The organism is Sinorhizobium sp. NG07B, from assembly GCF_002532005.1.
Classification (GTDB): Bacteria; Pseudomonadota; Alphaproteobacteria; order Rhizobiales; family Rhizobiaceae; genus Sinorhizobium; species Sinorhizobium fredii_C.
This window is the reverse complement of record NZ_NWTD01000001.1, coordinates 1,292,418-1,317,237: the sequence shown is the minus strand read 5'-3', so window position 1 is coordinate 1,317,237 and position 24,820 is coordinate 1,292,418. Positions and strand designations below refer to the sequence as shown.

The 24,820-nt window shown below is 61.2% G+C and carries 29 protein-coding genes; 9 read left to right on the top strand and 20 right to left on the bottom strand.

The features are described 5' to 3' along the window. The first annotated feature begins 212 nt into the window (after positions 1 to 212). The 4 genes from CO664_RS06325 (at position 213) to CO664_RS06310 (ending at position 3,284) form a co-directional block, all read left to right on the top strand. Positions 213 to 1,622, top strand: a complete 1,410-nt coding sequence (locus CO664_RS06325; RefSeq protein WP_097538193.1) for an adenylate/guanylate cyclase domain-containing protein — start codon at positions 213 to 215, stop codon at positions 1,620 to 1,622. A gap of 45 nt (positions 1,623 to 1,667) precedes the next feature. Continuing rightward, a complete protein-coding gene (locus tag CO664_RS06320) occupies positions 1,668 to 1,961 on the top strand; it encodes a hypothetical protein (RefSeq protein ID WP_234819689.1) in 294 nt (97 codons plus the stop codon). Between the two features lie 106 nt (positions 1,962 to 2,067). Beyond that, positions 2,068 to 2,727, top strand: a complete 660-nt coding sequence (locus CO664_RS06315) for a dihydrofolate reductase family protein (protein ID WP_097538192.1) — start codon at positions 2,068 to 2,070, stop codon at positions 2,725 to 2,727. Positions 2,728 to 2,864: 137 nt separating this feature from the next. After that, entirely contained in the window at positions 2,865 to 3,284 is a 420-nt protein-coding gene (locus CO664_RS06310) for a CBS domain-containing protein (RefSeq protein ID WP_037386466.1), read from the top strand. 78 nt (positions 3,285 to 3,362) lie between these two features. Here the strand turns inward: CO664_RS06310 and CO664_RS06305 are convergent, their stop codons facing one another. Further along, complete coding sequence (locus CO664_RS06305) at positions 3,363 to 3,626, bottom strand: hypothetical protein (RefSeq protein WP_097525074.1); 264 nt, start codon at positions 3,624 to 3,626, stop codon at positions 3,363 to 3,365. Positions 3,627 to 4,004: 378 nt separating this feature from the next. Here CO664_RS06305 and CO664_RS06300 point away from each other — a divergent pair, with 378 nt between their 5' ends. Next, complete coding sequence (locus tag CO664_RS06300; protein ID WP_097524971.1) at positions 4,005 to 4,637, top strand: TerC family protein; 633 nt, start codon at positions 4,005 to 4,007, stop codon at positions 4,635 to 4,637. Positions 4,638 to 4,986: 349 nt separating this feature from the next. Here CO664_RS06300 and CO664_RS06295 read toward each other — a convergent pair whose 3' ends face one another. From CO664_RS06295 to CO664_RS06280, 4 genes are all read right to left on the bottom strand, one after another. Continuing rightward, complete coding sequence (locus tag CO664_RS06295) at positions 4,987 to 7,593, bottom strand: mechanosensitive ion channel family protein (protein ID WP_097538191.1); 2,607 nt, start codon at positions 7,591 to 7,593, stop codon at positions 4,987 to 4,989. Between the two features lie 202 nt (positions 7,594 to 7,795). Beyond that, a complete protein-coding gene (locus CO664_RS06290) occupies positions 7,796 to 8,263 on the bottom strand; it encodes a GFA family protein (RefSeq protein ID WP_097538190.1) in 468 nt (155 codons plus the stop codon). Positions 8,264 to 8,349: 86 nt separating this feature from the next. Next, entirely contained in the window at positions 8,350 to 8,910 is a 561-nt protein-coding gene (locus tag CO664_RS06285; protein ID WP_097538189.1) for a DUF924 family protein, read from the bottom strand. Positions 8,911 to 9,083: 173 nt separating this feature from the next. After that, positions 9,084 to 10,859, bottom strand: a complete 1,776-nt coding sequence (locus CO664_RS06280) for an SLC13 family permease (protein WP_097538188.1) — start codon at positions 10,857 to 10,859, stop codon at positions 9,084 to 9,086. 333 nt (positions 10,860 to 11,192) lie between these two features. On the opposite strand from CO664_RS06280, the gene CO664_RS06275 reads away from it, so the two are divergent. Next, the gene (locus CO664_RS06275) at positions 11,193 to 11,471 is read left to right on the top strand and encodes a membrane protein (protein WP_037423532.1); all 279 of its coding nucleotides are present in this window, start codon (positions 11,193 to 11,195) and stop codon (positions 11,469 to 11,471) included. A 32-nt stretch (positions 11,472 to 11,503) separates the two neighbouring features. Continuing rightward, positions 11,504 to 11,794, top strand: coding sequence for a hypothetical protein (locus tag CO664_RS06270; RefSeq protein WP_097538187.1), 291 nt, complete (start codon positions 11,504 to 11,506; stop codon positions 11,792 to 11,794). A 76-nt stretch (positions 11,795 to 11,870) separates the two neighbouring features. On the opposite strand, the gene CO664_RS06265 is transcribed toward CO664_RS06270, so the two are convergent. Genes CO664_RS06265 through CO664_RS30595 form a run of 4 tightly spaced genes read right to left on the bottom strand, consistent with a single transcriptional unit; the run spans position 11,871 to position 13,392 of the window. Further along, positions 11,871 to 12,209: a DUF1515 family protein gene (locus tag CO664_RS06265; RefSeq protein WP_097524976.1), complete on the bottom strand. Its 339-nt coding sequence runs from the start codon at positions 12,207 to 12,209 to the stop codon at positions 11,871 to 11,873. After that, positions 12,202 to 12,432, bottom strand: coding sequence for a hypothetical protein (locus CO664_RS31115; protein ID WP_097538601.1), 231 nt, complete (start codon positions 12,430 to 12,432; stop codon positions 12,202 to 12,204). The genes CO664_RS06265 and CO664_RS31115 overlap by 8 nt, the downstream gene beginning before the upstream one ends. Beyond that, positions 12,332 to 12,577 (bottom strand): hypothetical protein, encoded by a 246-nt coding sequence (locus CO664_RS30600; RefSeq protein ID WP_176536505.1) that lies wholly within the window; start codon positions 12,575 to 12,577, stop codon positions 12,332 to 12,334. The genes CO664_RS31115 and CO664_RS30600 overlap by 101 nt, the downstream gene beginning before the upstream one ends. Beyond that, positions 12,574 to 13,392: a membrane protein gene (locus CO664_RS30595; RefSeq protein ID WP_037423522.1), complete on the bottom strand. Its 819-nt coding sequence runs from the start codon at positions 13,390 to 13,392 to the stop codon at positions 12,574 to 12,576. The genes CO664_RS30600 and CO664_RS30595 overlap by 4 nt, the downstream gene beginning before the upstream one ends. 329 nt (positions 13,393 to 13,721) lie before the next feature. On the opposite strand from CO664_RS30595, the gene CO664_RS06250 reads away from it, so the two are divergent. Together CO664_RS06250 and CO664_RS06245 are read left to right on the top strand one after the other, a co-directional pair. Then, positions 13,722 to 14,564 (top strand): glycosyltransferase family A protein, encoded by an 843-nt coding sequence (locus tag CO664_RS06250; RefSeq protein WP_097538186.1) that lies wholly within the window; start codon positions 13,722 to 13,724, stop codon positions 14,562 to 14,564. After that, complete coding sequence (locus CO664_RS06245) at positions 14,565 to 15,623, top strand: glycosyltransferase family 2 protein (RefSeq protein ID WP_097538185.1); 1,059 nt, start codon at positions 14,565 to 14,567, stop codon at positions 15,621 to 15,623. Positions 15,624 to 15,724: 101 nt separating this feature from the next. On the opposite strand, the gene CO664_RS06240 is transcribed toward CO664_RS06245, so the two are convergent. The 11 genes from CO664_RS06240 to CO664_RS06195 all read right to left on the bottom strand — a co-directional run bounded on the left by CO664_RS06240 (position 15,725) and on the right by CO664_RS06195 (position 24,767). Continuing rightward, a complete protein-coding gene (locus CO664_RS06240) occupies positions 15,725 to 16,195 on the bottom strand; it encodes a hypothetical protein (RefSeq protein WP_097538184.1) in 471 nt (156 codons plus the stop codon). After that, entirely contained in the window at positions 16,195 to 17,409 is a 1,215-nt protein-coding gene (locus tag CO664_RS06235) for a hypothetical protein (protein ID WP_097538183.1), read from the bottom strand. The genes CO664_RS06240 and CO664_RS06235 overlap by 1 nt, the downstream gene beginning before the upstream one ends. 90 nt (positions 17,410 to 17,499) lie before the next feature. Beyond that, complete coding sequence (locus CO664_RS06230) at positions 17,500 to 18,849, bottom strand: tail fiber domain-containing protein (protein ID WP_097524983.1); 1,350 nt, start codon at positions 18,847 to 18,849, stop codon at positions 17,500 to 17,502. Between the two features lie 7 nt (positions 18,850 to 18,856). Beyond that, entirely contained in the window at positions 18,857 to 19,303 is a 447-nt protein-coding gene (locus CO664_RS06225) for a GNAT family N-acetyltransferase (RefSeq protein WP_097524984.1), read from the bottom strand. After that, positions 19,300 to 20,928 carry a hypothetical protein gene (locus CO664_RS06220; RefSeq protein ID WP_176536504.1) on the bottom strand — a complete coding sequence of 543 codons (1,629 nt, stop codon included), beginning with the start codon at positions 20,926 to 20,928 and terminating at the stop codon, positions 19,300 to 19,302. The genes CO664_RS06225 and CO664_RS06220 overlap by 4 nt, the downstream gene beginning before the upstream one ends. Beyond that, a complete protein-coding gene (locus CO664_RS06215) occupies positions 20,925 to 21,527 on the bottom strand; it encodes a hypothetical protein (protein ID WP_097538182.1) in 603 nt (200 codons plus the stop codon). Before CO664_RS06215 ends, CO664_RS06220 begins: the two co-directional genes overlap by 4 nt. Then, positions 21,524 to 22,120, bottom strand: coding sequence for a hypothetical protein (locus CO664_RS06210; protein WP_097538181.1), 597 nt, complete (start codon positions 22,118 to 22,120; stop codon positions 21,524 to 21,526). Before CO664_RS06210 ends, CO664_RS06215 begins: the two co-directional genes overlap by 4 nt. Further along, the gene (locus tag CO664_RS06205) at positions 22,117 to 22,440 is read right to left on the bottom strand and encodes a hypothetical protein (RefSeq protein ID WP_097524988.1); all 324 of its coding nucleotides are present in this window, start codon (positions 22,438 to 22,440) and stop codon (positions 22,117 to 22,119) included. The genes CO664_RS06210 and CO664_RS06205 overlap by 4 nt, the downstream gene beginning before the upstream one ends. Then, the gene (locus CO664_RS30590; protein WP_176536503.1) at positions 22,437 to 22,613 is read right to left on the bottom strand and encodes a hypothetical protein; all 177 of its coding nucleotides are present in this window, start codon (positions 22,611 to 22,613) and stop codon (positions 22,437 to 22,439) included. Before CO664_RS30590 ends, CO664_RS06205 begins: the two co-directional genes overlap by 4 nt. A gap of 66 nt (positions 22,614 to 22,679) precedes the next feature. Next, positions 22,680 to 23,675 (bottom strand): DUF5309 domain-containing protein, encoded by a 996-nt coding sequence (locus CO664_RS06200; protein WP_097538180.1) that lies wholly within the window; start codon positions 23,673 to 23,675, stop codon positions 22,680 to 22,682. Between the two features lie 147 nt (positions 23,676 to 23,822). Next, positions 23,823 to 24,767, bottom strand: coding sequence for a hypothetical protein (locus CO664_RS06195; RefSeq protein ID WP_097538179.1), 945 nt, complete (start codon positions 24,765 to 24,767; stop codon positions 23,823 to 23,825). Positions 24,768 to 24,820 lie beyond the last annotated feature (53 nt).

Sequence of the window (24,820 nt, the reverse complement as noted above, 5' to 3'; positions counted from 1 at the left end):
AGTGTCCCCGAAAGCATCGTAGGGGAAGAGACTTTATCGGGTGTTAATGGGAGGAATCGCGGGGTGAAGCGCCGCAGTAAAGCTTGCGAATGGATTACCCTCATCCTGGCCGGCGAAGGCAGGAGCGCCCCTCTTTCTCTAAGCGGCCGCTCGCCTTCGTTAGACAAGACAAATCGCCTGACCACGCGTCAGTTTCCGTATAGAATGCCGGCATGGGTGAAGCTCAGACGCTATTCGAAGTGCTGCGCCAGTCTGTGAAGCCGAAGGTCGCTAATGCCTTCGAGCGGCTGGTTCGCGATGCGCCCGACCGCAAGCTCTGCCGCATCAATGCGCTCGGCTTTGCTAGCGCCGAGAGGCTCGACGAGGAAGAAACGATCGCGGGCTTCCTGCACGCCTCCCGGCTCGGCATTTTCGAGCTTTCCTGGAATGTCCTCTGCCCCGGCTGCGGCGGCGTGCTCGATGCCAATACGTCGTTGAAGACGGTGCAGAGCACCGAATATACCTGTGCGCTCTGTGCTGCAGGCTACGAGCCGACCCTCGACGAGATGGTCGAGGTGACCTTCACGGTGAGCCCGCGGGTGCGCCACATCGAGGCACACAATCCGCACCAGTTGCCGCCGATCGAATATTTCCGCCAGATGTATTGGGGCTCCGGCATCGATCTGCCCGAGGACGACTACGAGGAGAAATTCGACGAGTTCATGATCGAGACGCTGGAACTGCCGCCGGGCGAAAAGGCGGTCATCTCGCTGCAGCTGCCGGCGGAATTCGTCATCGTCTTCGAACCGGTGACGCATGCGGCGCAGTTCCTGGATGTCAGCGGCGAGCCGACCAGGGAACGACGCAATCTTTCCCTCGTCTTCGACCGCGCGCACCGGCATGCCGAAACGCTGAAGATGCAGCCCGGCCCGCTTCGCATTCAGGTGGAAAACCATGCGGAGGTCCGCACCCTCCCCTCGGTCTGCATGGCCAACGAGACGCTGCACGGCATGCTCGGCCGCCGGCGGCCGTTCCTCACCGCCAAGCGGCTGCTCTCCAACCAGACCTTCCGCGACATTTACCGCACGGACATGCTCGACGTCGACCAACGGCTGAAGATCACTAGCCTGACCTTCCTTTTTACCGACCTGCGCGGTTCGACCGAGCTCTACGAGCGCGTCGGCGACCTGGCCGCATTCGATCTGGTGCGGGCGCATTTCCGGGTCCTGAACGAGATCGTTGCGGCCGAGGCCGGCGCCGTCGTCAAGACGATCGGCGACGCCGTGATGGCGACCTTTCCGACACCGGACCGGGCGGTCGCCGCGGCCATGCGGATGCGCGACGCCATGCGCAAGCTCAATGACGAACGCGGCAGCGAGGATCTGCTCCTGAAAATCGGCATCCACGAAGGACCGTGCATCGCCGTCAATTTGAACGAGCGGCAGGACTATTTCGGCCAGACCGTCAACATCGCCTCGCGCGTCCAGCATCTGGCCACGTCGCGCGAGATCTTCGCGACCGGCTCTGTGCTCGAAGACCCGCGAGCCTCCAACCTGCTTTCGGATCGGGGTCTGAGCCCGATGTCACACAATGTCACGCTGCGCGGCATTGCCACCGAGATCAGCATCTTCGCCATTCCGTGAGGCCGCGACTGAGAAAGGTGCCGCACTCCTGGAGTCCATCGTTCAGTGGACGTTCAGGCTCGGAGGCCCACTCTGGCGGGAGTGAAGGAGGAAGCCATACGTATCCTGCCGTTTCTATTTGTCGCCGCAGCGATGACAACCGGAAAGGCCGAGGCCGGTAGTCAATCGTCGAACACGAGCTCGAACAGTTCATCCAACAACGGAGTCGTCAACGAGCGGATCGTCGACACCTACTGCGAGGACGGCTATTGCGAACGCCGCGTCTGGCGCCGGACCTATCGCGAGGGACGCCGTGGTGGCGAAGGAGAATGGCGCCGCTATTTTTATCATGAGGACTGACCTGATCGATTTTGGAAGTTAGGCCGAAATTGTCGCTGGCGGCTGTCGGAATCAGCCCCCGCCATCCGTCTTAGTCGATATCAGGAGGCGACTAAGGAGAGCGATAATGAGAAAGATCATCGTTGGCGCATTCGTAAGTCTGGACGGAATCATGCAGGCGCCGGGGGGACCGCACGAAGATCCCGTCGGCGGCTTCAAATATGGCGGCTGGGCCTTCCCCTATTTCGACGAGGCCATGGGACAAGCGGTGGACGAGATGTTCGCCAAGCCGTTTGACCTCCTGCTTGGCCGGAAGACCTATGAGATCTTCGCGGCGCATTGGCCCTATGCCGGCGCGGACGACCCGATCGGCTCATTGTTCGACCGCATCACCAAATACGTCGCGACGCGCAATCCGGACCTGAAGCTCGACTGGAAGAACAGTCAGACATTGGGCAACGACGTGCTTGCTACACTGCAAGAACTGAAAGCTGAGCAAGGACCGGACCTGCTGACGCAGGGCTCGACCGATTTCCTCCAGACCCTTTTCCGCCATGACCTGGTGGACGAGATGTATATCTCGTACTTTCCCGTCATTCTCGGAAAGGGGAAGAGGCTGTTCGGCGAAGGCGCAGCACCGATGGCGTTGAAACTGCTAAGTTCGAAGCTTTCCGGAACCGGCGTCACGGTCAACAAATATATCCGCGGAGGACCGGTCGTCACCGGTTCATTCGAATTCGATCAGCCATCCGAAGCGGAACTCGAACGGCGACGAAAATTGACGTGAGCGATTTCGCGACTGTGGACCGCATCTTTTCCACGAACGTGTAAAGTTCGTGCCGAATTCGCATCGAAACACCGGATTCCAACGATTGGCCATGTTTCAGGCGTGTAATGCGGCTGAGTATAGCAAGGGAGGATATGATGAGAACCGAAGAAGCGATGCATTCCGGTGTTCGTTGGATCGGCCCGGAAGCGGATCTGCGAACCATCGCGCGGATCATGAAGGAGGAAGACATCGGCGCGCTGCCGGTCGGCGAGAACGATCGCTTGATCGGAATGGTAACCGATCGCGATCTCACTCTGCGTGCATTGGCGAACGGCCGCGACGTCTCCTCGCTGACGGCTCGCGACGTTATGACCAGGGAGATCGTCTATTGCCGCACCAATGAATCCGTCGAAGACGCCATTCACCTGATGGAGTCGAAGAAGATCCGGCGGCTGCCGGTGATCAACGATGACAAGCGCATGGTCGGCATGCTGTCGCTGGGCGACATTTCCCACTGCACCAGCCAGCAATTGGCAGGCGAATTGGTCAAGGCAGTCAGCGCTCACCACGCCTGAGCCATTGGACACAATTGTCCAGCATTAAGGAGCGGCGGGGCACCACGTCCCGCCGCCTTCACGCGACCGGCTGTTCAGTTACTTCACCACAACGGAGCCGTTGACGATTTCGATGGTCTCGTCGCCTTGAAGGCCAATATGGTCGCCACTCGGCGCGGTCACGAAGCAGCCGCTCGGGCAAATCATTTCCGTAGCGCCGGAATCGACGACCACCTCTATCCGGCCTTCTCCCTCGACGATCACCAATATGGCGGATTCGCCATCCTTGTTGGTCACCATTGCAGCGTTCGCGACGCCAGCGGCAAACATGCCGCAAAGCAAGGCAGCAACAACTGTCTTCATCGCCATCGGCGCGCTACCCGCGCGCCGCCCCCCTTTGGCCGGTCACCCTTTCGCCCCGTGGCAAAAACTACCGGCCCCCCCTTCAGCCGACGCCAACCTAGACAATGGCCGGTTGAATTGCATGCTTTTTATGAGAGAACTGCTGAATAGGCGCTGAATGGCGCGTTGAGCTGTCGTTCAGAAGCACGAAGGCGGGCACTTGTTATCGTGTTCTTCGACACGGGGAAGCGAAGCCCGAGGCGGGGCAATTTGCCGATCTCCGCAATATCTTTGGACGAGATCTCCAGCTGCCCCTTGATCCGGCGATTGTTGACGGTCTATGCGTTTGCGACGCCGGCCCGGCGTTTCGGGGATCAGGGTATACAAGGATTATAGCTTATGGAGATTTTCACGTCCGCCGGACTATTGGCGCTTATGCAAGTTATCGTCATCGACCTCGTGCTTGCCGGGGACAACGCCGTCGTGATCGGCCTCGCGGCAGCGGGCCTGCCGATCGAGCAGCGCAAAAAGGCCATTCTCGTCGGCATTATCGCGGCGACCGTGCTTCGCATCGTGCTTGCGGCCTTCACGGTCCAGCTTCTGGCCATCATCGGCCTTCTCCTCGCCGGCGGCATTCTCCTGCTTTGGGTCTGCTGGAAAATGTGGCGGGAGATTCGTTCAGGCGGCCATGAAGAGCTTGGATTGGACGACGCCAACGCACCGAAGAAGACATTCAGGCAGGCCGCGACCCAGATCGTCGTGGCAGACGTGTCGATGTCGCTCGACAACGTGCTTGCGGTCGCAGGCGCCGCACGCGAGCATCCGACCGTCCTCGTCTTCGGGCTCATGCTCTCCATCGCCTTGATGGGCGTTGCGGCAACCTTCATTGCCAAGCTGCTCGCCCGCTACCATTGGATCGCCTATGTCGGCCTGGCGATCATTCTCTACGTCGCTCTCGATATGATCTATCGCGGCGCCTTGGAGGTATGGCCACACGTCGCGCCGGTCGCCCAGGCCATGGCCGGGCTCTGACAGCATGTTCCGGAACCGGCGCGTGGACGCGCCGGTTCCGGCACTGCGGCGATAACCTTGCGGCGCCGAAGAGCATCTGCAAGTCGCCTACACGGCGCCGTGCATCCTCAGACGCCACAGTGCACGACAGCAGCATGAATACGCCTTGTCGTCTACCGTACGCACTGCTCTTCTCCCTCATTCCTGTGCTTGTCACAGGAATCCAGCAGTCCAAGTCCTTGGGCTGAAAAATCTTCTGCGCTGCCGACGCGCCGTCGCTGTGACAAGCACATGAGGGCGTGCCACCGTCGTTTACTGCGGGGCGCTGTAGCACTTCGAATTGCTACCGAAGCTTCGAAATTCATTCGCGTTAGCGGCTGCTGCTGCGCGCACCGAAGGACCGGCGGCGCGTCTCGCTCTCCTCCGCCTGAATCTCGGTTTTGTCTTCCTCAGCCGCTGGTAGCTCGATGTCGGATGGCGTCGCCTCCTCCGGCGTCGTGTCCTCTACCCTCACAGGGAATGGGGCGCCGATCTCCTCGTCGCGGAAACGCTCGTAAATCGAGACACGGATGTCGTTGCGGACGTTGCCCGCCGTCAGCACGTCGGCGACATAGATGCGCAATTCGAAAGTCATGCGCTCGTCGCCGAAGGCCGTGAAGCCGACATTCGGCGCCGGATTCTTGAGGACCATCGGATGGGCGGCGGCGATTTCGTGCAGCAGCTCGATGACCCGGCGCGGATCGCTGGCATAGCTGAGCGTGATGGTAATTTCGGAGCGACCAAGCTTGTTTCGGTGCGTCCAGTTGCCGACCGATGCGTTGATGAGCAGCGAGTTCGGCATCATGATCGACTGGTGCTGGAAGGTTTCGATCTCGGTCGCGCGGACGGAAATGCGCCGGACGAAGCCCTCGGTCGTGCCGCTGACGATCCAGTCGCCGACCTTGAAGGGCCGCTCGACGAGCAGGATCAAGCCCGAGACGAAATTCGAGACGATGTTCTGCAGGCCGAAACCGACGCCGAGCGAGAGAGCACCGGCGACGAGAGCGAGGCTTGAAAGATCGATGCCCGCCGCCGACAGGCCGATGAGGCCGGCAAGGCCGACGCCGATATAGCCGATGCCGGTGCGGATGGAATTGCGCACGCCGGCATCGACACGGCTACGCGCCATGACGTTGCCGTCGATCCAGCGCTGCACCCAACGGGTGACGACAAAGCCGATCGCGAAGAAGAGCACGCCCGCAAGAAGGCCGACCAGCGAGATCGTAATCGTTCCGATCCGGATCTCGGTAACGAACCGATAGACCCAGGATTCGATATCCGCGATTTGGAAGCCCCATTGCAGCAGGATCAGCGGGATGAAAAACAGCGCGACGAGCGCATATATGCCGAGGCCGGCGACAAGGCCGATCTGGTCGAGCCCCACCTGTTCCAGTTTGAAGCGACGTTCGAGATAGCGTCCCCCGACCGTTTCCGCGAAGGCGCCCTGTTTGGAGACCGATCGACCGGTGAGAATGCCGATATACATCGTCACCAGGATGGCGCCGGTAACGATGATCTGCGTGGCAATGAACCGCGCCAGGCCGACATACCCGGCAAGGGCTATTGCAATCAGCCCTGCTCCCAACAACAGCAGCGACACGGAAATGAACCGCGGCCACGGACGACCGGGTGCGTCAAACGGCTCGTCCTGCCTGAGCGTCGGGCGGATCCATGCCATCGACATCAATATCAGCCCGATGATGATCGATGCGAGAAAGCTCTTGGCGACGGTCAGCAGGACCGGCGAACCAAGGGAATCGCTGATGCTTCCGAGCAAGTAGTCGAGGCCGTTGACCAGCGCCATGGCAAAGATCGGCGCCATCAGCATGCGCGCACCGCGATCCGAAACGCGCACGAGACGCCAGCTCGAGCGCGCTGGCGACAGCACGGCACTCGCCAGCCTGGTGACGAAGAAGACGGCAACACCCATGCCAAGCGTAACCGCAATGATCGGTGCTATGTCCGGCCGCAAGACATTGAAGCTGCTCAGGAAGAAATAGCTCGAGGTTGCGAAGGCGATGAGCGCCATGGTCGGAATAAGCGTGGACCAGAAGGCCAGCGAAAGCTGCCGGAAATAAGTGGGCTCGTCCTGCTCCTCGTGCTGCAAAATGAACGGCGAGAAAAGCCTATAGCCCCCGACGAGAAAAATCATCGCCCCGCAGAGCGAAAGAAAGATCGCGGTCAAGAAGGGAATGCGCTTGTAGTTCCACGCAAACGTCAGCCAGCTGCTGACGCTGCGCCACAATGCCCTGCTCTCGTCAGCCGTGGTCGTGATCGCCTCGCTCAACATCGCCACGGAAACCTCGGTGCGCTTCAGCAGGGTGTTGGAGAACAGCGCGCGGCGGGTGGCAGTGATGCCGTTGGCGAGCTTCCTGGCCTCAACGGAAAGATTTTCCGCTCTCCCGGTCAGAGCGTTGATGGCGCCGCGCTCGGCCAGCAGGCGCTTTCGCTCCTCGGTGACGATTGCCGCCTCGGGCGGCTGGCCCTCGCCCGGCGGATCGCCCAACTCGGCAAGCCGCGCCTTGATTTCGTCGAGACGCGACCGCGTCGCCACGGATGCCGTGATGATCTGCTTCGACAGCTCGTCGACCTGCACCTTGAGTTCGGCAAGCAGCGTATCGTCATCGGCAGCGGCACCGACACGATCGGCCAGCCGCTTGAGCTCTCGGTCAGCCTGGTCGAGCTGGTCTTCCGCCTGCTGCAGCAAGGGTGAAGCATTTGCCGGGGCCTCGTCGGCTTCGCCTTGGGCCGCCGGAGCGGGTGGCGCGGACTGCGCTTCCGGACTCGGTTGGGGCGGCTGCGCAGGCGTCGGCGTCGAAGGCGCGGCCTGTTGCGGTTGCGCCGCCTGCTGGGCCGTCGCCGTGCCGCCCCCGGCGAGCGTCAGCACGACGAACGAAATGGCAATCGAGAGAACGGTCAATTTCGCAGCGGAATGCAATTCGATATCCTTCGAAATCCGGGAGCCACACAGACGAAATCGCCTGAGCGATCAGCTCGTCTCCTGTGCATAGGCAAGACGGCAAAAAGATGCAAAAGCCGCCCCGGAGCGATGAATTTCTACGTGAATCGACGCCAATTCACAATTGTTTCACCCTACCCAAAACAGACAAGCGGCGTCTTTCCGCAGACAAAGCGACGTTCTACGTGGCCGGCTTCCCGGCCCATTCCGCATATCCTTGCAGCAGGCCCTCATACTCCTCCATCGCCGGAATGGTTTCGTAGCTATGGACGGCGGACGTGGCCGCCCAGGGCAATTTCTCGCTTGTCCAGGTCTCGATGAAAGGCGCGAACCAGCTGGCGTCGTCGAGCATCGTCGCACGAAGGTTCACGAACCAATCCACCCCTTCGGGGCGGGTGAACATCCAGCTCATGCAGTGCGGGCAAAAATAGTGGCGCGTCGCGCCGTGCAGTCCGCCGATCACCGGGTCTCCCTTGGTTACCGCGAAGCCCTCGCTCGGGACCGCGACGCTTAATGAGTAAGCGCTCGCCGTCATGCGCTGGCACCCCGTGCAATGGCAGGCCATGGTGACAAGCGGCGGAGCGCTGACCTCGATGCGCACCCGTCCGCAGCGGCACCCGCCCTCCCACGGCAGCCTTTTCATGCTCATGGCGTTTCTCCCTTGCGTGATGTCCGCTGTCCTTGCGTCTGTTGAGACCACAAGCGGCGCAGTTGACCTGTATTAGCACGATTGGTCTAGAAGCCCGCCCCCGGCTGCGCGAGATACTCCTCTTCGGCCGGCGTCGAAGTGCGCCCCAAGATCGCGTTGCGATGCGGAAAGCGCCCGAACCGTTCGATCACCTCCCGGTGGCGAATGGCATAGTCGAGATAGCCGGGGTCGCCGAGCGCGGTAAACAGCTTCACCGACATCGTCTGATCGGTGAGGTTCTCGGAGTGTTCGAACGGCATGTAGAAAAACGGACGCCATTCCGCCGGCACCGCAATATCGGCACTGGCCCCTATGGCGAGCTTTGCCTCGCGCAACGCGAGGCAGTCGGTCGCATAGGCGAGTGGCGAGCCTCGATACATGTTGCGCGGCAACTGATCGAACAGGATGATCGCGGCGAGCCGATTGCCCGGCGTCTGGCGCCAGCCATCGTCGAGCTTCCGTGAAAGTGCCAGATGCGATGCCTGAAAGCGCTGCACGCACTGACGATCGAGTTCGGTGCTCGGCGTGAACCAGTGGTCATAGGAAAGCTCCGTGAACCAGAACTCCAGCACCTCTTCCGGCGTGCAAATTTCCGCCCCATCGTTCATGTGACCGCCTCTCGTGACTCGCTCTTCAGATAGGAGCCGATCTTGCGGTTTCCACCGTCGATCTTCAATGCCGCCCATTCACTCTTCAGCGCCGCCTCTGCTAGCGGACCTCCAACAGGCCCGAAGGCGAGCGGTCGCCGGACAGAGGCAACAAGATCAGCGAGGATCTTTCCTTATCTAAGCGGCCAGACCCACATCAGCATCGGCACGGCGACGAGGATGATGACGATGGAGAGCGGCAGGCCGAGCCGCGGATAGTCGCCGAAGCGATAGCCGCCTGGCCCCATCACCAGCGTGTTGCACTGGTGGCCGATCGGCGTCAGGAAGTCGGAACCGGCGCCGATCGCCACCGCCATCAGGAAGGCATCAGGCCTGTAGTCCAGCGCCGATGCGAAGCTCGCGGCGATCGGCGCCATGACGAGCACCGTGGCGGCATTGTTGAGAAACGGAGTCACAGCCATGGCCGCCACGAGGATGAGCATGAGCGCGCCGGCCGGAGGCAGGTTGACCGCTATGCCGCTCAACCAGCCCGCTATCAGGTCTGAGCCGCCGGTCGTGCGCAACGTGTCGCTGACCGGGATCAGCGCCGCCAGCATGACGAGGATCGGCCCGTCGACGGCCCGATAAACCTCCCGCAGCGGAATGACGCGAAAGACCACCATGGCAAGCGCTGCGGCAAAGAAAGCAACCTGCACCGGCAGAATGCCGACCGCCGTCGCGCCCATGGCCGTCGCCAACACGATCAGCGGCACGGGGGCACGTCGGGTGGTCCCGAGCAGGATGTCCCGCTGGGCGAGCGGCAAGCAACTGAAATCCTGAAGGAACGCCGGCAGTTCCGCACGCCGGCCCTGCAAGACGACGATGTCGCCGGCCCGCAGCCTTATGCTACCGAGGCGCTGCTTCAGCCGTTCGCCTTGGCGGCTCACGGCAAGCAGGTTGATATTGTGATTGTGAAACAGTGCGAGCCGCTCCGCAGACATGCCGACCAGCGGCGAGCCGCTGGCAATCACCGCTTCGATCGCCTCAATCTCCGCCCTCGCCGTCTCGGTGGACGTTGGCGATCGATCGCCGGAGATTTTCAGTTTCGCCTGGGAAACGATGCGGTCCAGCGCAGCAGGGCCGCCTTCAAGCAGCAGAATGTCATCGGCCTCGATGACCACGTCGGGGAGCGGCGCCAGGTGGGTGCCGCGACGGAAGATGGCGATGACGACGGCGCCGCCGTCGCCGAGCTTCACGAGGTTGCTGAGCGACTTTCCGATCGCCGGGGAACCGGGGGCCGCCATAGCCTCGGACGTATAATCGGTGATTTCGATCGCGTGCTGCACCGAGACCTGCTGGCTTTTTCGCTCCGGAACGAGCCGATAGGCAAAGAGCAGAAAAATCGCCCCGACCAACGCCAGCGAGGCGCCGACAGGCGTGAAATCGAACATGCTGAAGCTTTCGCCGGTCAGTTCCTGCCGCATGCGCGATACGACAACGTTCGGTGAGGTGCCCACCTGCGTCATGAGCCCGCCGATCAGCGCGCCGAAGGCCATGGGCATCAGGAAGACCGAAGGCTGCACGTTCGAGCGCCGGGCGAATTGGAAGGCGACCGGCATCATGATGGCAAGCGCGCCGATGTTCTTGATGAAGGACGAAAGGACCGTAACGGTTACCACCAGCAGCGCGAGCTGTGCCCTCACCGAATTGAGGTCCGGAAGGAAGCGCTGGATCGCCGCATCGACGATGCCGGATCGCGCGACGCCGGCGCTGACGATCAGCGCGCTGCCGACGATGATCACGATATCGTCGCTGAAGCCGTCGAAGGCGTGGTCGTAGGGTACGATGCCGACGGCGACCGCGAGCATCAGCGCCGAACAGGCTACGACGTCATAGCGGAAGCGGTCCCAGATGAAGAAGACCATCATCGTGCCAATGACGAGAAACGAAAGAGACTGCTCGACAGTCATGCAAAACACCTGCGGCGGACTGGTCGCGACATGCCAACAAGGACGCCCGCAGGGCGGCAACGCGTCATCGCCTGAAAAGGTCCACGCTCCCCCCGGGACGTCGCTGATTGCGTATCCGGCTGCCCTAAATCATTCAATCCTCCCGTTCTGCGCAACCGAAATGTTCGAGAATTTGAACTGAAATATTGTGTTTCACCAGAAATCCGCAGAAACGCGTTCCGCTCTTTGATCGTTGCGGCTTCGGGAATACAATGATGCACCAGTTAAACGTGCAGGAAGCTCCTGCAGATGCCGGCCTTGCAGCGGCGTCGCGCCCGAGCGGAGAACATCGCCATGCGGAGTGCCCTTTCCGCGATTTTCGCAGCTTTGATGCTCGGCGCTTGCAGTTCGACACAGACCGTCGGCTATGGGCCCAATCTGGAGCCGATCCCCGGCAGCATCACCTATGGCGGCCAGCCGCGCACAAAGCTCACCAAGGCGCCGGTCGGCAGCACCGTGCCGCACCGCTTCTTCGACGATTTTGGGCGCCGCGTCTCGGAAACCTATATAATTGAACCGGATCGCTCGCTGCGGCTGACGAGCCGGCGCATCGACTACGATATCTTCGACTGACTCGGCAGGAACTCTGCAATTCGGAGATTGCCATGAAACACACACTTCCCACGCTCTGCACGGCCCTCTTGCTTGCCGGCTGCGAGATGACGACATCCTCGGTCGGCTATTCGTACGGCCTTGAGCCCATTCCCGGCAGCATCACCTACGGTGGCCAGCCGCGCACGAAACTCACCAAGGCGCCGGTCGGCAGCATCGTGCCGCACCAGTTCATTGGTCCGTTCGGCCGTCGCGTTTACGAGACCTATGTGATCGAGCCGGATCGGTCGCTCCGGCTTGTCAGCCGGCGTTATCGGGATTTCCTGCTTTTCGACGACGACTGACGCGAAAGAGCCGTTCGAACCGGGCGACGAGGGCCAGCTTCCCGAAGGCGCCGGGGGTTTGCGCACCGCACATAAGCTACGCTGCCCTGATCAGCATGATCGCCCGCCGGGCCGCATCCGCGAAGGTGACGCCGAGTGCCGCGCCACCGATGCCGATGACGCCAAGCGCCCCCATGCCTATCAGCTTCCATTTGCGGACGTCCTCGGTCACCGGCTTCATCTCGACGATGTCGTCCTTGACGAGCGTCATCGACGTCTCGAGCGTTCCAACCCGTTCGACGAGTTCGTCCATGCGCCGATCCATGGAGTTTCGCCCGGCGTCGGACCTGTCCTCCGCACGGCGGAAATCCTCCCGCAGGTTTTTCACCTCGGCAATCAATGTCCCAAGCTGTTGGTGGACCGTGGCGTCAACCATCGCGGAGCTCCCCGTGTCTCGTGCATTCGCTCTTTACCCAGACCGAAGCGGCACAAAGGCCGACCACCGTCCTGTCAATCCTGCGCTGGTCTGCCGCCGTCGCGCCGCGAGCGCCGACGAGGTCAGTGCCGACCACGCCGCGCAGGCCGCTCACATTTGCCGGCGCCGAAGTTCCACAACCCGCCAGAATGAGAGCAGGCATCATAGTCAAGGCGCTTCGCATCAGCGCTATTCGCCGCTTCATTGTTTTGCCTTTCGATTGAATTGCGGACCGCCTGAGCACCGTTCTCGCGGATTTCCAGCACAGCCCAGAAGAGGGCGGCAAGCACAAGCATGCCGCCCAGAAACCTGCTCCAGGGAAAACTCATCGCCCGAGCCCCAGGGCATCGCGGACCGCCGGCATCGATGAGATTGCGTAGACCGCGAAGCCGACGATCGTCGTCAGGATGGCAAGCTGCACCCGCCAGTCGAGTGCCACCAGGTTCAATTCCTTGAGCGCCGTGATGATCGTTCCGCCGGCGGTCAGCAGCCATGTCCAGAACCGCCCCGAACGGGCAACGGGTTTGCGCCGTCCTTCGGGCCGCGCGATCGCGGCCGGCACGTCCTCCGCTGGCCCCGGCGTCGCATCCGCTGGTCGAGCGGCGGAAAACACCTGGCGAAGCACCGCCTCGACCTTGTCCGGCTTCACCAGCGCCCTGTTGAGCCCGTCTCCGGCGTAATAGGACTGGCCGCGTTTCACGCGCCGCCGGTCGCCGTCGCTCTCCGCAAGCACCGGAAGCGATGCCCATTCCATCGCCAGCCGCCGGCCGAACTCGGCCAGGGTGATCTCGCCGGCAAGGAAGCTTGCAAAGCCCCTGCGGTTCAGGAGATGAAGCCCCAGCCTGTCCTGCAAGCCGGGCTCGAAGAACTGGTCCTCCTCCAACCACGGAACGTCCCGGAGCAGCCCAATCAGCGTCGCGCGCATGAATTGGTAGCCGCCGGCCGCACTCGATCCATGCGACTTCGACCAGGTCTTCTGGGCGGCGATCACCTCGCCAAGCGTCATGGCGGTCAGCGGCTTCTTCAGGCAGTTCTGTCTGTGTGCATAGATCACCTCATAGGAGGCGCGATCCCTTCTGCCGACTTCCGCTTCGCGGATGAAGCCAAGCAGAAGCGCCGCGCCGGGAGGCATGGTGTGGGTCATGGTGGATTGCCTTTGCTGGGGAAAGGATGATCTATCCCTTATGGATTGAGACTGGCGTATTCTCTTTCCGCGCGAGTTGCTGTAGGGATGCCCTTTGTTGAGGCGGGGCATCTTTTCGTGGATAGGGTCCTTGTTTCAGGCAAGCGGCTTTCTCGGCCGGCACATCCCACAGTTTATCTCCGAAGCCGGGGCTTCAGTGCATGCCGTGGGACGGACGTCATGACCGGGGCAACCGGATGTCGTGGGTGATGCTGGTGCGGATGTGTCCTGTTGCGGGTGGTGACAACATTCTGTATGAGCAACACAATTCCAATCCCGAGACAATATAAATGGCCAAAACTAAAGTCGTGGTCGTCTTTCCCGTTTACAATGGCGAAAGAACTCTCAGCAGCAGTCTACAGTGCATCGCTGATCAGACATTTAGAGATTTCGAAGCGATTATTCTCGATAATAAATCGACAGACGACACACTCCGGGTCGCTGAGCAATTTTGCAAAATGGATAGTCGTTTCTCTATTGTCCGAACAGAACAGCATGTAAGTGCGCTAGTGAACTTCGCTCGCGCTGTCCAACTCGGCGCAACTCGTGGAGAATATTTCTGTCTTCGTGCATGCGATGACCATTCCTCTCCGGATTTTTTAGCGCGCCTGGTCGGAGCACTTGATCAGGATCCCCAGAAATTACTTGCAGCATGCTCTACAAAACTGGTTGGACCGAACGGGAGCAGAATCAAGTATCCTGATAAAGCCGTATTTGATTTCACAAGAGCGTATGCATCTGGCCACGTCCCAAGAAACCTTACTTTCCCGGCTGAGTGGATCTACGGCTTGTACAGAGCCAGCGCAAAAGACATGCTGATGGCACGCTGGTACGAACTCGGTAATCCTTGGTGCTTCTCATCCTACGTCGTCTCAGAACTAGTAGTTCTGGATCTAGTGGCGTACGTCGAAGGACCAACATACGACTTTACAGAGGGTTCTGGGTCAGAGCAACGTTATGGCGCAAAGAGCTTCCGTGAGAAGCTTGATCAAAGGCTGAAATACACATTGGGATGTTACAAGTTAACAAAAAAACTTCCAAAAGTAAGCTTAATGACAAGATTAAAGTTTTTCAGGATGTGCTGGAACGATGCACGGCGAAAGACGCGATACAAGCTTTTCTGGGTTTTATAGATGAGATATCCCTTTGAGCGTAATTTTTCTTTTCCGCATAGGAATATCGTTGCTCGTCTGCAAACTTTTTACGACAGTTGGCGGGTCACCGCTAGGGAGCGCAGGAACGGCGAGAAAGTCCCCATTTCCCCGGTAAAGGCCGTGCGTCCGCTGGACGCCGCGGATCTACCGCTCGTATTCGTCACACACAATGAAATGGCGCTCGTCCCGGCATTCCTAAGCCACTATCGGAAGCTTGGCGTCACTCGGTTTATTTGCCTTGATGACGTTTCGACGGATGGGACCCGTGATCATTTGATGGACCAGCCGGACGTCGACGTCTGGACATCTCCGATTCGTTTTGAAGCAGCTCGACGAGGGCGCCGGTGGCGCGAAGCGTTGTTCGAGCGTTATGGCTACAATCGCTGGTACGTGAACGTCGATTCCGACGAACTCCTAATCTACGACCAATGCCTCCGCGAACCGCTCAAAGCGCTGATAGCAGTGCTCGAAGAGCACGACATCAAGAGACTTCCAGCACCTATGCTGGATTTTTATCCATCTGCTGATGCGAAGAGCGGAAACGGCAACATGCCGTGGCATACCGTCGACAATATCGATCGCGACGGCTATGAAGTAGAACTTCTTAAACGCGGGATAAGCGTAAAAGGAGGCCCAAGAAAGCGGCTCTTCAACGAGGAGAATGAGCTGATTAAATACCCGCTTATATACTGGGACAAGGATTGCTACTTTGGTAGCAGTATCCATCGTCCGCTCCCTTACACTCGAAATTTTTCGCCGATATGGGGCGTGTTGTTGCACTTCAAGTTGTTCACGAACTACAGAGAAAAGATCGCCGAAGCCGTTACAAATAAGCAGCACTATAATAGTTCGCAACATTATCAAGCGCTCAAGAGAGAGATCGATAAGTCTGGCGCTATCGAATTTGCTGCAGAATCGACGATCCGATTTTATGGTCCGGAACAATTGATTGAGCTGGGATTTATGCCAACGATTGAATTTGATCCGGACGATGAGCGGATTGGCCCCACACGGAATTGGGGCTACTCGAGCCTGTGACTGAGGGCTGGAACGGCTTTTGGCGCCGCGGGCTGGTAATGCACTCGCGGGGATGGCGGCGGACTGGTGGCCGACCCTAAGTGAATTAATCCAGCCGCAGTTTATAAGAAAGCTGCCGCCTCCCACATTGTGTCGATCTGCTCAAGCGGGAGCCCGAGGACTGCGCCAATAGCGCCAATCAGGTGATGGGTGCGGTTAAAGGTGCTCGCATATTCCCACTCTATCTGCGCTCGATCCTTGTCTGCGCCGGCCGGCATAGCGCCGATCGCCACCGAGACCTGGCGCACCGAAATCCCACTTGCGAGCAGGCCAAGCCGCAATTGCCGCGCAGTCAGAGGCGGCATCGAGGCCCGTATCTGCTCACTCGTCGGCGGAACATACGGCTCAAGCGTTGCGTCCAGATTTTCCTGCAGCCATTTCCGGATAGATGGATTGAGACCGTAGCGATCCTCCGGGCGGCTCAAATAGATGGTGTCATAGCTAGCTCCAGTGATGTCGGTAATATTACACGACAGCTCGTAGACATCTTGGTTCTGCGTCGCCCTGACAGAATGCACTTGGTTTAATTGCATTAAGCTACCCTTTGCAAAATGTAACGATCGGTACCGCCCACAACACCACAAGATCGCCACGTCCCTGACAAGGAAGTACCTGCCCCAGAGGTGCCGCTTGCGACGTATTGCATCGTGTCGGCGCTATATAGGCATGGAGCAATGGGGGCGCGTCTTGCTATCCCCGCGGCCGAATAACAACTGATCACGTGCCCCAACGGAAAACTCGTCGTACTGCTGCTGGTCGCCGTGGAGACCTCCGCCGCGACGAACCCCAGCGCATGCGTATGGCTCGTCCCGCTAACTGAATTGGTGGTTGAGTTGGTGATGTCGGATGGCGTGCCCAGCGTCAGCGTGCGGTTTGCCGAAATCGCGCCGCCGCCAGTAAGCCCGCTGCCGGCGATCACCTGTACCGCATTGCTTGCAGGCGTGTAGCCATAGAGCGCGTTGACGTCTGCAGCAGCGAGGTTGCCCGAATGCCAGACGGTGTTATGCGCCGCAACGGAGCTGTCGTAGAATTTCAACGCATCGGTGCTGTTCACATTCGAAAGGTACAAATAGTCGCCGGTCACGTCGTTGGCTGCGCGAAGACCGTCGCCATTCGCCGTGCCGTCGCGATGCTGAATGTAGCCCTGGCGCGCGGTCGCCTTCCAGAATCCGACATACGGGTCGCCCGTCGCCGAGCCCACGAGTTTGACCGCTTCGCCATCCGTGGTTACGGCAATCTGTATGAAGTCGACATAGGCGCCATCGAGTCGAGCTGAGGGTACCGTGCCCGCCGTGAGATTCGATGCGTTATTGGCACCGAGCGTTGCCCGCGCCGCGGCAGCGTCCGCATCGTCGAGCACGGTCTGCGCAAAAGCTGAGACGCCCAACGTCGTAAGGGCGGCTCCGGCAGTCGCATCGTCCAGAAGTGTGCGCGCAAACAGCGTCAAAGCGGTCGTCGTATAGGCGTCCGCCGCGGTCGTGTAGATCATTTTGTCCGCGCCCGTTGCAAGTCCGGCAATCGAGGCGAGCGCCGCGCTCGCAGCCTGCGCGCCGAGAGCTGCGCGGGCGGCGCTGGCGCTTGTGGCGCCCGTTCCGCCCGCGGTGATCGGCCGCGCCGCATTGGCGTCGGCCGTCAGGTCGTCGATCAGCGCATTGTAGGGGACGCTCTGGATCGTGGTGTTCGGCACCCCCTTGGTGCCGGCCGGTGGGGAATAGACTCCGCCTGTCCTTGGCAAGATAGCCTCCATGAAAAAAGACCCCCGATGGGAGGCCCGCGAAACGAATGGAACATGGATTGGAATGGCGCCCGCCACCTCCGCACCTTGCCGCGGCTGCCTTTACTTCCGCCCCCTCCCCGCCGCGAAAAGCCGGCCATAATCCACCCGGCGCATACCGTCAGCCCCGCGCAGCACCGCCTCTGGCCGGGTCTTTTCCACCTCCTGCGCCATCACGCCGATATGCTTCGGCCCGGAGGTGGGTTCGCCCTTGTATTGGAACTCATAGAGGTTGTGGCCCTTGAGCCTGCCGACCTTCTCGATGTTCTTCTTGGCGCGGCGGTCGGACTTCGGAAGAAAGCCCAGCAGGGAGTCGAGCAAATTGCCGCCCGCCTGCTGCCGGGCGTTATAGGCCGCCATCTGGTTCTGGTAGTTCTGCTGCACCAACCCGGCATAATCGACCGGCTGGATCGACTGCCCCTGCGTCTGCACGAAATTCGGGCTCGTCACCTGTGCGCCTGAAAGCAGCGCCGCGATCTCGTTGATCGGCTGGTTGCGGCTCGCATATTGCTCGTTGAGATAGTTCGAGCGGGCGGTGTTCTGGGCATTGATCTGCGCCTGCTGAGCGTTGAAGCTCTGGTCCTGGAGCGCATTGTTGGCCGCCGTCGCCGATTGGCCGTTCTGGTACATCTGCTGGTTTGCGTTGTTGCCGAAATCGGCGTTCTGCAATGCCTGTCCGTAGGCCTGCGCCTGCGCCGCATTCTCGAAGCTCGCCTTCTGGTTCGCGACGTTGGCAAGCCGCGTCTGCTCCTGGCCGGCATTGAGCACGGCGGCGATGCGGGCGTCGTTCGACGTCCGGTTCGCCTCGTCGATCGCCCGGTTATAGGCCTCAGACCCCGGCTGCAGGCCCTGATTGGCAAGCCGCGTCTCCAGCGCCGCGCGGTCGCGCTCGAGCTGCGGATTGAGCCGGGCCATCAGCGCGTTCTCGTATGTCGAAGTATCGAAATCCGTCTCGTAGCTTCGCATGATGTCGCCGGCATTGCCGATGGAGGTCTGAAGCCTGGGCCCAGCAGCAAACTGCTGGTATTGCGGCAACCTCAGCTTCGAAGGGTCACCGGCGACCGGAGCTTTCGATATGTCCATCGGCTTGCCGAGCAGATCGTTCAGCCGGCTCGATTGCGATGTGGCGAGCGTCGCTAAGTTGAGGCTCGCCACATCGTTCTGATCCTTGATCTTCTGCTGCATCTCCGAAAGCTTCTGCGTCGCCGTCGCCACGGGCAGATCATAGACGTTGCCGCTCAGTGGATCGGTCCATTTCTGCGTCGTGTAGCTGTAGCTGAGGCTGCCGTCCGGCGTCACCTGGTTGACATTGCCCATATATCCGTTGGCAACGGCAGTGCCGATATTGGTGGCGGTCTGTGCCGCCGCCGTCGCCTTCGGATCGGGGGGCGTGGGAGCTTTTGACTTTCCGATAGCACACCTACCTTCGATTGACGGGATGTGCCCGCCAGTCGTTGTCTGTCAGAGTGAAGATGATTTCCGCCTCTTCCCGCCCGCGAAGGCGGGGGATGCGGTAGCTCGTGAACCCGAAGCGGCGGGCGATCGAGACCATGCCGCGGTTCTCTTCCGAGACGCGCAGCACCGCCATCTGGCAGCCGATCTCGTCGAATGGATAGCCGAACATGGCCTTCAGCACCGGCCGCGTCAGCCAGCGTTTGCTGGTGGCCGCGGCCGAAAGCTCGATGACGCCCGCTTCGGGCGAATAGTTGTGAAAGACGACGCCGGCGAGGAGCCTGCCCTCCTCCGTCACGCCGAGCGCCGTAAAGTCGGCAAAGCCCCTCTCGCAGCCGTCGATCCGGTCGGCAACAAAAGCGGCGATCCCCTGATTGGTTGCAGGGTCGCCCGCCCCGCCCCAAATGATGTTCAAGCGCTCGCCTCCCCCGCTGCTACTTGCAACGTCGCGACGTCCACTTCGATGTCGAGTTTCACCGCGCCGCCTGAGGTGATCACGCAACCGACGGCCAGCATGTCGCCGCTCGCCCGCACATTCTGGCGAAAATCGTAGCGCAGCGCCTCCGACACGCCGTCCCAGCGCGCCACATCCCAGAGGCCGACATCCCATTCCGGCGAACCCGCATCCCCCTCCGTCACCCGGGCGAAGGGCGGCACCCTCCGGTCGAAGTCGGCGCGGGCGAAGAGCTGCACCTTTGGCTTCGTCTTGGCGCGGAAATACATATGTGCCATCGTCGCCGCCGTCCGCTGACCGAACTGTCCGACCGGCGCGAACTGCGAGAGATAGGTGGCCGCGAAGGTCAGCCCGTCGTCGGTGCCGCCGGTGTCGCCCTGCCAGCAATAGCCCTCGCGCGAGCCGAAGAAGAGTCCGCCCTGCAGCGTCTCGAAGCAGTTGGCCCGCCAGTTGCTGATCGTCGCCCAGCGCCCGCTGAGCACATTCAGGACAAAGGTCTTGTCGCTCACGACGCTGTTCTCGGGAAAGGCGATGAAGACCAGGTTCTGTTCGGCCCACGGTTCCAGTGTCCAGCCGGAGCCGGTGGCGTTCGCCGCCCGCCGCCAGTCGTCCTCGATCGACCGCGAGACCGAGACCTGGATCAGAGCCTGCCGGTCGCGCTGAAACACCTGCGACATCGGCGTCAGCCCGTCCGAAGTCGCAATCAGCACGTCACCCCCAACGCGGATCCAGGCGTTCTTTCCAAGCGGCTTGCCGATCTGGTAGACGCCCTTCAACGCGAAGTCGCTGGCGCTGGAGGGGTCAGAGCCTGCATAGACGGCGATCTCCCCTTCCGTCGAGACGAAGACGCAGAGATCGGAAAGCCCGTCGCCGCTTTCGAGCGACCAGGAAAAGCCGGTGATGAGCGACCCGCCCTTCTTCATCACCCCGCCAAGCGGAAACACGGCCGCCGCGCCGCCGATCGCGTTCACCGGCAAATAGTAGGCGTCGAGCGTCGCGTTCTTCAGGAAGAATTCGCGGTTCTTGAACAGCCAGCCGTAGTTGAGCTGCGCCATGGTGGTCGAGTCGGAAAATGTGATCGTCGGCGTCGTCGTCCAGGTGGTGCCGTCATAGATGCGGCGCGTGTCGGCGCCATTGAGGCAGACGAGAAACGAGCCGCCGGCGGTCGTGTGTTGGAAGGCGCACCAGTCGCCGCCGGAAAGCCCGCCAACCGCCGCCGCAGTCGTTGCCGGCGGAGCGGCCGGCGCGGTCATATCGTAGATCGCGCTCTCCGTCGCCATGAACAGCTTTTCGTTGCTGCCGAACTTGTATTTGAAGGCGCTGCGGATGGCGCCGCCGTCTGCCGCAAGCCCGACCTTGCGCGAGCCGCCACGGATCCTGCAGCCGGCAAGCGTCGGCAGGAAGTTCGTGAGCACCGTGGCCGAGCCCGGGGTCTGCGATGCCATGTCAGCGGTCGTGACGAGCCCCTCTTTCGGAGCCGGGAATGTGACCGATTGCGAGGCCTGCGGCCGGCCGATTCTCGCCTGCCCCCGGTTGGTCTGCGCTAGGCGGCCCGGCCGGACTGTATTCGTGCGAACTGTCATCATGATGTTCCCCTGTCCGCGTTGATCTCCTGCAGGAGATCCGCCTCGAACTCTGCGAGGTTGTCTTCGAAGGAGAGGCCCTTCTGGCGCTTCCAGCGCCAGATCAGCCCCTTCTTCAGCAGCCGCTCGGGAAAGAGCGTCGTGTCGTCGTCGGCCCGGAAGGTATCCCGCTCCTCGTAAGGATCGCCGAGTACCCAATTTTTCGAGACGTATTCGATCGTCGCACCGGCGGCGAAAGCGGCCGGCGAAAAATGCATCTCCCTGCCGCGGAGGTGGCAGTAGGGCTCTGCCGAGGCGATGCCGACGATCACCGCCCATTGCGCGCCGTTGGCGATAGGTCGGAAGAAGTGGCCGTCAGCCGCCCGCACCGCCCCGCCGGGCGCCAGCCGCTGATAGTCGGCAGGCAGGAGCTCCGGCGAAGCGGAGACGGCATGCGTCGTCAGCATCCTCTTCCAGTCGGCGCGCCGCGCAATCTCGGCACCCGCCTCCTCGGCCAGCGCCACCATCGTCTGCGCATTCGGATCGTTCGTGCCGTAAACGCTGTCGAAGCGGTCGAGCGAAACGATGTCCGCGACCTCGTTGATCACGGTCAGAAGCGTCATGGCGTCAGCCCTCCGATGACGATTGCGGCATTACCGAAGCGCAGCCGCTCGTCGGCAAGCCCGAGCCCGGCCATCGCCTGTCGCTTCAGCGCCTCGGCCGCACCCGCCTTGGCTGCGTCCCGCTCCCAGATGGCTATCACCTCGACGAGCGCGTAGAGATAGACGTCCGGCGCCCTTTCGATCAGCCAGTTGCCTGGCGCTCCGGCCGTCAGCGGCGGGATTTTCCCGTAATAGGTCAGTTGGATGTTCTCGCCGCGCTTCGGCCGCACCTGGATGGCGCTGCCGACGATCGCGTAGCCGATCGGAGCACCGTCGGAGGTCACGTGATTGCTGAGTTCCTGCAGCGGCAGCGCCCGAAGCGCCCGGCCGCTGGCGGCAAGCACCTGCCGCGCCTCCAGGAAATCCGCCGGCAATCTGCCTTCGCCTTCCGTCAGCGGCACCGCCACCGTCTTCTCCATGTCGGCAACGCGCATCACGCGGTTGAGCTTGAGTTCGGCAAGCGCGAGAAAGCGTGGAAAAAGATGCGCGACGTCGTCCCGGCCGGAGTAGTCGCCTGCATCGACGAGAAGCGACGCATAATCGAATAGGGTCATAGATGTCCCTCGAAGCTGCGCCAGGCGCGGTTGTCGCCGTCGTTCAGCCACCGCTTCACATAGCGGTCGTCGCCTTCGGAATGCGCCCTGACCAGGCTTTCGGAATGCGCCAGGTTGAGCGGGACCGAGGCGACCTTGGTCCAGTCGCCGAAAGCGTTGCCGGCAGTTGCATGGCGGGTGAAGGCGTTCTGGCGGACGAGGTTTTCGACCGGATAGTCCGTCCGCCAATGGGTCCTGTTGCCGTCCTCCATCACCCAGACGGAGCGGCCGGTCTGAAAATCATAGTCGTAGAGCTTCCAGTCGCCGTCGCGTACAATCATCCCTCTTCACCTGGAAGAGGATCGTTGCGTTCGGCTTTGCCCTGGGCGATCAGGATTTTCGCCGCCTTGACCGGCAAATCGAGTACGGTGCCGGCTGGAATCCGTTCCTCGTCAATCGCCCAGGTATCATAGAGAAGTTTAACGGGTACCGTGGTGGTCTTTGTGTCTGCCATTCATTTCTCCCGGAAACAGGGACCGACGCGCAGTCGGTGCGCTTGAGCCGAAACTTGGAACCCGGGCTAGCTGGCGGAGCTCAGTCCGAAGAGGTCGGCGGCAACGCCAATGCCCCTCTCGTTGTGTACCTTCAGCGTGCCTTCGCCGATGATGACGCCCTTGTCGGCATCGCCAGTTTTGGCAACGTCGCGATCCTCCTGGATCTGGCGCAGCCACAGGAAGGAGAGCATGTCGGTGTCGATGAAGAAGGCGTTGCGGGCGACCCCGCCGTTCACCGCCTGGACCCGGTTCGGGTGGATCATCACCGTGCCGAACGGGCCTTCGTAATAGTCCGCCGTCGCGACAATGGTGTTGCGCTCACCGCTTTGCGACACCGCATAGCGGAAAGGCGCTACGTTGCTGTCGGACATGAAGGTGACGAAGACGGATTTCACATACGGAGAGACGGAGACGTGACGGAAATTGGCGCCGTTCTGATAGCCCTGCTGCATCACAGCATCGAGGATGGCCTTGGTAAAGGGACGCTGCGTCCCTTCGGTCGGCGCCACAGTCAGACCGGTGCCAACGTTAAAGCCGCCATTTGCGCCACCGGCGCCGCGAGAGACGTTGCTAGTGGTCCAAGTGCTGAGCGACCCGAATTCACGGGTACTGCCGGCGACCGTTGCGTTAGTATCGACGATCGCGAACTCCACGTCCTTGCGAATTTCGACGCCCTTCTTTAGCTTCTGGTATTTCCGCTTCTGCACGTTACCAGCCTCAGCCGTCACCTCCTGCGTCGCGGAGATAATCCAGTCCTTGCGCATGATCTGGGTGTAGTTACCAAGCCGCATCGGCGGAGTGATCGCGCCGAAGGCGTATTCCTCGCCTTCTTCACGGATATTTGCGCCGGGCGCGGCAAGTTCGTCCGTCTCCCATTCCGGGTGATAGGTCGTGCACTTGCCCTTTTCGATCAGTGAATAGATGGGGGTATCTTCTGGAGTGATCCGCGACACCACGTCGGAAAGCTCCTCGCGGTTGCCGACGGCCTGCGTTGTCTGAAAGGTATTGGTGAGAACTGCCATTTGATGGTCCTTATGTGGTGACGTGATCCGTCGCCACGCGCCCGGACAGGCACATGGAAGGCGGTCACTGTGTCGAATGAAGGTGCATGCGAGCGATCGCTGAGCAGCGCTTCGTGAACGCTTGCCGCTCGGCCAACGCTTGTCGAATTACTCGAAATCGACCGCCATCGCGTCGCGGATCGATCCCGTTCTTGCAAGTCGCTGCATTGCCTCGCGGCTTTCGCGCTGCTGCCGCTGCGCCTGGTTCTTTGCTTTCATGCGCGGCGCGGCGGCAGGCGCCGCGGCCACCTTCTGCAAGGCCCTTGCCCGCGACCGTTCCGCAAGCAGGCCGAGGCGAGCGTAATGCGCGAGCTTGAACAGCCGATGATCGACGACCTCGCGCACCTCCTCGTCGGAAAAGCCGAGGTCCTTCGCCGCCTCGAAGGCTTCGGCGAAGAAGGCCTGCCGACCCTCGTCATGCCCGGTCTGCGGGAAAGCCTCGAGGAGTTTGGCATTTTCTGCCTCCAGCCTCTCCTCGCTCGCCGCGGCCTGAAGCTCCGCCGCAACGTCCGCCGGTTCTTCGCCCAGGGCCATCACCCGCGCAAGCTGTTCCCGCCCGGCCTGGTGTAGCGCCCACTGTCGCTGATAGGCATCCGGATTGTGGACCCGCAGTTCCTCCGGCGGCTCCAAGGGGATTTGGGCCGCAACCAGTTCCGCAACGGCACTGGCAGTTGCGGCGACCCTGCTGCTCATGCTTTCCAAGGCCCGCCCCCGCTTGGCGAGATCCTGGGTCTTATGGCGATAGTCGCGGTCCCGCATGTAGCCGAGCTTCAATTCCTTGAGCGGAACCTCTTCCCCGCCCTTGAGCGTGACGATCATGTTCTCGGCTTCATTCGTTGCCTCCTCCTCATCAGGAAGGGTTGGCTCTTCGCCTTCGACGTGGGCCTCGTCTCGCTCGTCGTCTACGGCCCCCTCGCCGTGCCGCTCTTCCTCGTCGTGCGGGTTCGCCTTGTGCGGCTCCCAGAAGTCGAGGTTGTCGATACTTGGGAGCTCATGCGAGTCGACAACGGCTTTGCTCCCGCCGGAAGGCGGGTTGGCACTATCGTTCATCATGGAAAGACCTCTTGAGAGAGATTCGGAGCGGAGGTGCCGCTTTCGCGCACTCC